General features: G+C 61.6%; 10 protein-coding genes. 6 read left to right on the plus strand and 4 right to left on the minus strand.

Features of this window, described 5'->3' with window-relative positions; all coding sequences use genetic code 11:
* Positions 1-447: cytochrome c biogenesis CcdA family protein (locus tag ABYW26_RS06770; protein WP_372604017.1), on the minus strand; the 447-nt coding region annotated here is incomplete at its 3' end.
* 123 nt (positions 448-570) lie between these two features.
* Here ABYW26_RS06770 and ABYW26_RS06775 point away from each other — a divergent pair.
* Positions 571-798, plus strand: coding sequence for a sulfurtransferase TusA family protein (locus ABYW26_RS06775; RefSeq protein ID WP_372604018.1), 228 nt, complete (start codon positions 571-573; stop codon positions 796-798).
* A gap of 37 nt (positions 799-835) precedes the next feature.
* Here the strand turns inward: ABYW26_RS06775 and ABYW26_RS06780 are convergent, their stop codons facing one another.
* Positions 836-3,565: a ribonuclease E/G gene (locus ABYW26_RS06780; RefSeq protein ID WP_372604019.1), complete on the minus strand. Its 2,730-nt coding sequence runs from the start codon at positions 3,563-3,565 to the stop codon at positions 836-838.
* 431 nt (positions 3,566-3,996) lie between these two features.
* Positions 3,997-4,737 (minus strand): GNAT family N-acetyltransferase, encoded by a 741-nt coding sequence (locus tag ABYW26_RS06785; protein ID WP_372604020.1) that lies wholly within the window; start codon positions 4,735-4,737, stop codon positions 3,997-3,999.
* 108 nt (positions 4,738-4,845) lie between these two features.
* Between ABYW26_RS06785 and msrB the strand changes: the two genes are divergently transcribed.
* The gene (msrB, locus tag ABYW26_RS06790; RefSeq protein WP_372604021.1) at positions 4,846-5,247 is read left to right on the plus strand and encodes a peptide-methionine (R)-S-oxide reductase MsrB; all 402 of its coding nucleotides are present in this window, start codon (positions 4,846-4,848) and stop codon (positions 5,245-5,247) included.
* 2 nt (positions 5,248-5,249) lie between these two features.
* Here msrB and ABYW26_RS06795 read toward each other — a convergent pair whose 3' ends face one another.
* On the minus strand, positions 5,250-5,708 hold the full coding sequence (locus ABYW26_RS06795) for an outer membrane protein assembly factor BamE (RefSeq protein ID WP_372604022.1): 459 nt from the start codon (positions 5,706-5,708) through the stop codon (positions 5,250-5,252).
* 81 nt (positions 5,709-5,789) lie between these two features.
* Between ABYW26_RS06795 and ABYW26_RS06800 the strand changes: the two genes are divergently transcribed.
* From ABYW26_RS06800 to ABYW26_RS06815, 4 genes are all read left to right on the plus strand, one after another.
* Positions 5,790-6,350, plus strand: a complete 561-nt coding sequence (locus tag ABYW26_RS06800; RefSeq protein WP_372604023.1) for a DUF177 domain-containing protein — start codon at positions 5,790-5,792, stop codon at positions 6,348-6,350.
* A 151-nt stretch (positions 6,351-6,501) separates the two neighbouring features.
* Entirely contained in the window at positions 6,502-6,708 is a 207-nt protein-coding gene (gene rpmF / locus ABYW26_RS06805) for a 50S ribosomal protein L32 (protein ID WP_372604024.1), read from the plus strand.
* Between the two features lie 32 nt (positions 6,709-6,740).
* Positions 6,741-7,841, plus strand: a complete 1,101-nt coding sequence (plsX, locus tag ABYW26_RS06810) for a phosphate acyltransferase PlsX (protein WP_372604025.1) — start codon at positions 6,741-6,743, stop codon at positions 7,839-7,841.
* A 3-nt stretch (positions 7,842-7,844) separates the two neighbouring features.
* Positions 7,845-8,623, plus strand: a 779-nt coding sequence (locus ABYW26_RS06815; RefSeq protein ID WP_372604026.1) for a beta-ketoacyl-ACP synthase III, incomplete at its 3' end; no start/stop codon positions are given.

An 8,623-nucleotide genomic window follows, 5' to 3' on the forward strand; every position in this document is an offset into this window, starting at 1 on the left:
CGTCCAGCCAAAGGCAAAAGCCAGCCCCAGAAGATAGGCGCCAAAGGCCGAGCCGCCCTGATCGCCCGCATCAATCCGCGCCTCGCGGTTCAGGAACGGAATGCGGATCGCGCCGACGAAATGCGCCCCGAACACCATCACGATGATGCCGGCGAAAACGTTAAAATAGCTTTGATTTTTCAGAAAAAATGACCCAAAGGCCGAGGCGGTGAAGCCCAGAAACAGAAACACCGTCGACAGGCCCAGCACAAAGAACAGCGCTGGCAATATCGCCCGCGCGCGCCCCTGCTTTTCGCCCAGTTCGGTGACGGTGATGCCGCTCATATAGGCCAGATAAGGCGGCACGATCGGCAGCACGCAGGGGCTGAGAAAACTCAGCAGACCCGCCGCCAGCGCGACGATCATTGCCGGGAACAGCCCCGCGTCGATCAGTTCAATACCGAACATGCCTTGACCTCTTTTCGTTCGACATAGCCCAAGCGGCGGCCAAGGTCACGCCACCAATTGTCACAACCGCGTGGCCGGGCGCGCGGGCTTTCGCGGCGCGCGGAATTGGCCTATGGGAAGGGCATGAGCATTGATCTGGAAATTGACGCGACCGGGCTGAAATGCCCCCTGCCCGTGCTGCGCGCCCAAAAGGCCTTGCGCGCGATGGCGTCGGGGCAGGTCTTGCGCATTCTGGCCAGCGATCCGGTGGCGGTGATCGACATCCCGCATTTCTGCGCCGAGTCCGGGCACGAATTTCTATCCTGTGACGAGACCGGCCCGGTGCCCGCCTTTTTGATCCGCCGGAAATGAAAACGCCGGGCGCTTGGCCCGGCGTTTCAGTGTCTTATCAGCGCGACCACCAACCGGTGCGTTTCGGCTTGGACGATTTTTCCGGCTCGTCCGCCGAAACCAGTTCCGGCTCGGGGGCCGGTTCGGGTTCGGGGGTCGGTTCCGGGGCCGCTTCGATCACCTCGGGCTGCGCCATCTCGACCACGGCGGGCTCGGCCACTTCGGCCTCGACCGGCAGTTCTTCGACCGGGGCGGTCTCGGCAGCAGGTTCGTCCGCTGCGACCAGTTCCGGTTCCGGTTCGGGCGTCGGTTCGAAGTTATGGTCGAAGCTGGCGTCGATCACATTTTGCACGGCTTGTTCCGGCTCAGCGTCGGTCGGGGCTTCGGCGTCAGCTGCGGTTTCAACCACGGCCTCCTCGGCCGGTTTGGACCGCGAGCGCGACCGTGACCGCGAGCGGCGCTTGGGCTTGGGGGCCTCTTCGGCAGCAGCTTCGGGTGCGGCTTCAGTCGCCTCGGCGGTTTCGGCCTCTGCCGCGACCTCGGCGGTCCCCTCGTCACCAGTTTCCTGATCCTCGGCCTGATCGTCTGACGACTCGTCGTCGCCATTCGTCATTTCATCGCCAGTGCCGTTGCCGGATTTGCTCCGCCGCCGACGCCGCCGACGGCGTTTCTTGGGCGCAGGCGCATCCTCGGAGCCGGTTTCGGATTCGACATCGGGGGTCTCGATGATTTCGGCCTCTTCGACCTCATCCTCTTCGACCAGATCGGGCATGTCCGAGGTATCGACCGAGATCACCGGCGCCGTCACTTCGGGCACCGCGCGCGACGCGGTCTTGAAGCGTTCGATGGTGAAATCGGGGCTGATCAGGTGAACATCGGCCTCGATCCGCACCGACAGACCATAGCGCGCCTCGATCTGAGCGATATGTTCGCGTTTTTGGTTCACCAGGAAGTTGACGATGCCGACCGGTGCTTTCAACAGCACCTCTTTGTTGCGGCCACGCACGCCTTCTTCTTCCAGCTGGCGCAGGATCGACAGCGCAAGGTTGTCGTCCGAGCGCAGCAGGCCGGTGCCGTGACAACTGGGGCACGGCTGAGTCGTGGCCTCAAGCATGCCGGGGCGCAGACGCTGGCGGCTCATTTCCATCAGGCCAAAGCCGGAAATGCGGCCGACCTGAATGCGGGCGCGGTCGGTTTTCAGCTTGTCCTTCATACGCTTTTCGACGGCGGCGTTGTTCTTGCGCTCTTCCATGTCGATAAAGTCGATGACGATCAGACCGGCCAGATCGCGCAGACGCAGCTGACGGGCGACCTCTTCGGCGGCCTCAAGGTTGGTCTTCAGCGCGGTGTCCTCGATCGAGCCTTCCTTGGTGGCCCGGCCCGAGTTCACGTCGATCGCAACCAGCGCCTCGGTGACGCCGATGACGATGTAACCGCCCGATTTCAGCTGAACCGTCGGGTTGAACATCGACGACAGATAGCTTTCCACCTGGAACCGCGCGAACAGCGGCAGCGGGTCGCTATAATGTTTCACGTTCTTGGCATGGGACGGCATGATCATTTTCATGAAGTCCTTGGCGACGCGATAGCCGCCCTCGCCCTCGACCAGAACCTCGTCGATCTCGCGGTTATACAGGTCGCGGATCGAGCGTTTGATCAGGTTGCCTTCTTCATAGATCGGCGCCGGCGCGGTCGAGCGCAGCGTTAGCTCGCGGATCTGTTCCCACAGCCGTTGCAGATATTCGTAATCGCGCTTGATCTCGGACTTGGTGCGCTTGGCGCCCGCAGTGCGGATGATCAGACCGGCGCCTTCCGGCACTTCGATCTCGGCGGCGATTTCTTTCAGTTTCTTGCGATCGACGGCATTGGTGATCTTGCGGCTGATGCCGCCGCCACGGGCGGTGTTGGGCATCAGGACGCAATAGCGGCCAGCCAGCGACAGATAGGTGGTCAAAGCTGCGCCTTTATTGCCGCGCTCTTCCTTGACGACCTGCACCAGCAGGATCTGCCGCACTTTGATGACTTCTTGAATCTTATACCGCTTGGGACGCGGCTTGCGCGGCTGGCGGATTTCTTCGGCAACGTCTTCTTCGGCGACCGATTCGATCTCAGAGTCGCGATCCGACGCCTCAGAGCCGGTGTCGTCATCACCCGACTCGTCTTCGTCCTCGTCCTCATCGGTGTCGTCATCCGAATTGTCGTCGGCGCTGTCCTCGGCGGTCTCGTCGGTGACATCCTGATCCGTGGCCGAGTTTTCGGCGGTATCGACCTCTTGCGCGGTATCGGGCGCGGCCTGATCTTCGACGGCCTCGATCGGCGCGTCTTCGGCGGTGTCCTCGCCCAGATCGACGACGTCCATGCCGGGGATCGACTCGGTCACGTCGCGGGTTTCAACCGCATCGTCGCTTCTGGTGTCTTCTGCCTTGGGCTTGCTGCGCGAGCGCCCGCGCGATCGGCGGGATTTCGAGGGCTTTTCCTCGTCTTCCTCAAGCGATTTCGCATAGGCGCGTTCCTCGGCCAGCAGTGCCTCGCGGTCTGCGGTCGGGATCTGGTAATAATCCGGATGAATCTCGGAAAACGCCAGAAAACCATGGCGATTGCCGCCATAGTCGACAAAGGCCGCCTGAAGCGACGGTTCGACCCGGGTTACTTTTGCGAGATAGATATTGCCGGCAAGCTGGCGTTTGTTGACCGTCTCAAAGTCGAATTCATCAACCTTGTTTCCGTCCACCACCACAACGCGGGTTTCTTCCGCGTGGGTGGCGTCGATGAGCATTTTCTTAGCCATTGTGTCTCTTTGCACCGCGGCAATCGCCGGCGACCTTGCGGAGGCGGACGTTGCGGGTGGTGTCTTGTTTGGGCGTGGGGGAGCGCGCCGACGGCACACGCGGCGGCGGAAGGCCTGCCTGTGTATTGCCTGTTCGTGTTCACGCGGTCCATCGCGGTTTGTCTCCGACACCGCGAAAGCGGCATCCATTATACGAACCCGGTTCAAAACCGGGTCAAACTTGTGGTCACGAAGACCGATCGGTCTGGTTCCACTCGGGCCGGACAAACGTGCCGGGGCGAAGCGGAAGCCAGCGAAACTTATAAAACGCAGGGCCACACGAAGGCGGACGCACTGACGTTTCATGACCTTAGCGGCAGATGATGGGCAAAGACAATGGTGATTTTGTTAACGACCGGCTGACAGGCGTCACAAGGCCGTGGATTTGCCGTTTAACCGGCCACCATGCGCAGCAACCGCTTGCGCGCGGCGGGAATCGCCTTGATTTCCAACCCGGTAAACACATGCAGCGTGTTCAGATCGCGGTCGACCACGGCATGATCGCTGACCCAGCCGCCCATCAGCAGATAGGTCCGCAGCAACGGCGGCATCCCCAGCATGGCGCGCTTGGCGTCGGGCTTGGCCCGGCGCAGTTTCTGGGCAAAGCGGAACACGTTCGGCGCCTTGATCCGCGGCAGGAACCGCTTGGGCGCAAGGTGCTTTTCCTTCAACAGCGCGAAAGCATCCATATAGGCGTCGGCCTCGGTGCCTTTGAACGACGAACAGCCGAACAGCATCTCGACCCCGGTTTCATCGACGAACCGGGTCATCGCTCCCCATGCCACCCGCAGGATATCGGGGTCGCGGTGGTCGGGATGAATGCAGAACCGGCCCATTTCGACCATCGGCCCGGCGAAATCCTGAAGCGCTGACAGCTCGTAATATTGCGCTGAATAGCTTTGATTGATCTCGGCCCCGCCGCGCAGCGGCAACAGCCGGAAGCAACAGACCAGATCCCCGGTCCGGGCGTCTTCGACAAGGAAATGCTTGCACAGCGGATCGAACTGATCCTGATCCAGCGCCGCCGCATCGCCGTTGCGAAACGCCAGCGTGCGCAACTCTTGAGCGGCGCGGATATCGGCCGCAGTCTCGGCCAGTCGCGACACATACCGTCCTTTGCGCAATGAAAGCATCGGTGTGCACTCCTTGTTGATTGGCGCGTGAACGCCAGTGGCCTAAATATGGTCGCAGGACCAATAGCACACAAGACATGACAGCTATTTGACAAAGGGGACCGGAAAATGGCCGAAAAGATCACCAAGACCGATGCGGAATGGCGCGATCAACTGTCCGAGCTGGCCTATAAGGTCACGCGCAAGCACGGGACCGAGCGCGCCTTTACCCATGATGATTTCCCGAAACAGCCGGGCATGTTCACTTGCGTCTGCTGCGGCGCGCCGCTGTTCGATCAGGCGGCAAAATTCGACAGCGGCACCGGCTGGCCCAGCTTTTTCCAGCCGATGGACCCCGAGATGGTCGGCGAACAGACCGACCGCAGCCTGTTCATGCGCCGCACCGAGGTTCACTGTAACCGCTGCAACGCCCATCTGGGCCATGTCTTTCCCGACGGCCCGGCGCCAACCGGGCTGAGATATTGCATCAATGGCGTCGCTCTGGACTTCAAGCCGGACGAGCGCGGCTAGGGTTATTGGCCCAGGAACTTACCGGGGTCGATGTTGCCAACGCTGCCCAGCAGCTGATCGAGGAACGAGATGTCCTGAATCCCGCCATCGGTAACGCGGCGGTTCAGGACAACGACCAAGCCGTCCTCAAGACCGAATTCCTCGATGTTGGTGACCGTGCCTGCCGGGGTGAAGCTGATTGCGACGACGCGACGCTCGACCTCTTCGCGGGCCATCGGCCCTCGGGCACGTGAGGTGCTTTCGACGTAATACCACGCCTCGTCACGGGTCAGGCCCGAAGTCGAGGGCGGCCCGACAGTCGAGGCAACGGTATCGCGGGTGTCCACACCCACGATGACGTTTTCCAGCTCGATCTGGTCAGGCGCGTAGCCGTGCTTTTCATAAATATCGATACACCCGGCAAGTGAAACCGCGACGATCCCTGCCAGTGCCAGTGTCCTGATACGCCCGGACTTTCGCATAACCACCTCTTGCAACACTGTCCCTTGCCTCGTATCGGCTTATAGAAGGAACGCTTTGGGTTCAAGAATGGAACGTGCAAGATGACAGTGCTGTCTTTCGATCCGGTGCGGCTGTCGGCGCTAAAGGCGGCGCAGGACCACAAATTCGAACTGGTCCCGGACGAGACCACCCGCGCCGAGATCGCCGCGCGACTGGAATTAAGCGCGCTGCGCAAGCTGTCGTTCCGCGGCAGCCTGACCCCCGAGGGCAAGCGCGACTGGCGGCTGACCGGCCAACTGGGCGCCACCGTGGTGCAGCCCTGCGTGGTGACGCTGGCGCCGGTAACGACCCGCATCGATGTGCCGCTGACCCGGCGTTATCTGGCACATATGCCCGAACTGCCCGACGAGGAAGAGGTCGAGATGCCCGAGGATGACAGCGTTGAACCGATGCCTGACCAGCTGTTGCTGGCCGAGGTGATGGAAGAGGCGCTGGCGCTGAACCTGCCGCTTTACCCGCGCGCTGCGGGTGCCGATCTGGGTCAGGCGGTGTTCGCCGAACCCGGCGTCGCGGCGCTGACCGACGAAGACACCAAGCCCTTTGCCGGTCTGGCGGCGCTGAAAAACCGCCTGTCCGGAGGCGACGAAAACGACTCTGATTAGCAGGTGCAGAAAAGACTTGCGCCGGGGAAGAATCCGGGTATGTTCCCGGCCTCGTTTACACGATGGGTTGGACGGTGCGCCCCGGCGGCGATGACGTTGCTCATTCTTAAATAAATCAAGGGCTTATGCCCCCGAACACCGAGGTTGTGACATGGCTGTCCCTCAGAATAAAATCACGCGTTCGCGCCGCAACATGCGCCGTTCGCACGATGCCCTGGTTGCTGGCAACCCGGCGGAATGCCCGAATTGTGGCGAACTGAAGCGTCCGCACCACGTTTGTGGCGCTTGCGGCCATTATGCCGACCGCGAAGTGGTCGCACAGGCTGACGAGATCGATCTGGACGAAGACGCGGCGTAAGCTTCCGTTAATACGGGGTTTTTCGTCGGATCATGGATTCAGTCACCTCACAGACACCCGCCCCTGATGTGCGCACCGTTATTTCGGTCGACGCAATGGGCGGAGATCGCGGCCCGGCGGCAGTTGTCGCCGGTATTGCCCGTTCGGCGGCTAAAAACCCCGATATCCGGTTCATCCTGCATGGGCCAGAAGACAAGCTGACCAAGCTTGTAGCACGGCGCCGGTCCCTGACCGGGCGCTGTGAAATCCGTCATGCCGACGGAATCGTCACCATGGATGAGAAACCCAGCCACGTCATGCGGCGCGGCAAGGGCACGTCGATGTGGTCGGCGGTCGAATCCGTGCGTCTGGGCGAGGCCGGGGCCTGTGTGTCTTGCGGCAACACCGGCGCGCTGATGGCGGTGTCGATGCTGCGCCTGCGCAAGCTGCCGGGGATCAACCGCCCGGCCATCGCCTGCTTGTGGCCATCGCGCAATCCCGGCGGTTTCAACGTGATGCTGGATGTCGGCGCCGATATCCGCGCCGATGAACATGACCTGCTGCAATATGCGCTGATGGGCGCGTCCTATGCCCGCAACGGTCTGGACCTGTCGCATCCGCGCATCGGCCTGCTGAATGTCGGCACCGAAGAGCACAAGGGCCGGTCCGAACTGAAACTGGCTCATGATCTGATCTCTATTGCTGCGGGCAGCAACAATTTTGCCTTTGTCGGCTTTGTCGAAGGCGGCGATATTCCGTCGAAACATGTCGATGTGATCGTCACCGACGGCTTTACCGGCAACGTCGCCCTGAAAACCGCCGAAGGCACTGCCAGCCTGATTTCGGAATTGCTGAAAGCGGCGTTCAAATTCACCCCGCTGTCGCGCATTGCCGCCCTGCTGGCCTATACCTCGATGCAGCGCCTGAAAAAGCGCATCGACCCGCGCCGGGTGAATGGCGGCGTGTTCCTTGGGCTGAATGGCACCGTGGTGAAATCGCATGGCTCGGCGGACGCAACCGGGGTATCCTCGGCCGTCAAGCTGGCCTTCCAACTTGCGCAAAGCGGCTTTGCCGAACGGCTTGCGGCACGGGTTGCATCGTCTGCCGCCCCGCGCCAAGATGCGGCGCAGGACGAGGAAAACAACGAAAGATAATAAATGACCATACGGGCAGTCGTCAGGGGAACGGGGCATTATTTGCCGGAACGCGTTATCCCCAACAGCTATTTCGAAGAAACTGTCGATACGACCGATGAATGGATTCGCTCGCGATCGGGAATCGAGCGCCGCCATTTCGCCGCCGAAGGTCAGAAAACCTCGGAGATGGCTGCAAATGCCGCCCGCGCCGCGTTGAAAGACGCCGGTCTTGAGGTCAGCGATATCGACGCGATCATCGTCGCCACCTCGACCGCGGATTTCACCTTTCCGTCCTGCGCGACCATGGTTCAGGAAGAACTGGGCATGAACCACGGCTTTGCCTTCGACGTTCAGGCGGTCTGTGCCGGGTTCATTTTCGCGCTGTCGAACGCCAATGGCATGATCCTGTCCGGGCAGGCCAAACGGATTCTGGTGATCGGCGCCGAGACCTTTAGCCGCCTGATGGACTGGACTGACCGTTCGACCTGTGTGCTGTTCGGTGACGGTGCCGGCGCGCTGGTTCTGGAAGCCGCCGAAGGCGAAGGCACCTCGGACGATCGCGGCATTCTGGCCACCGATCTGAACTCGGACGGGCGTTATCGCGATCTGCTGTATGTCGATGGCGGCGTGTCGAAAGGCACAACCGGCCATCTGCGGATGCAGGGCAATCAGGTGTTCCGCCACGCGGTGGAAAAGCTGGCCGATACCGCGCATACCGCGCTGGAGCGCGCCGGTCTGACCCCGGGCGATGTCGATTGGATCGTGCCGCATCAGGCCAACCTGCGGATCATCAAAGCCAC

Origin of the sequence: Actibacterium sp., from assembly GCF_041584535.1 — a bacterium.
Lineage (GTDB): Bacteria > Pseudomonadota > Alphaproteobacteria > Rhodobacterales > Rhodobacteraceae > Actibacterium_D.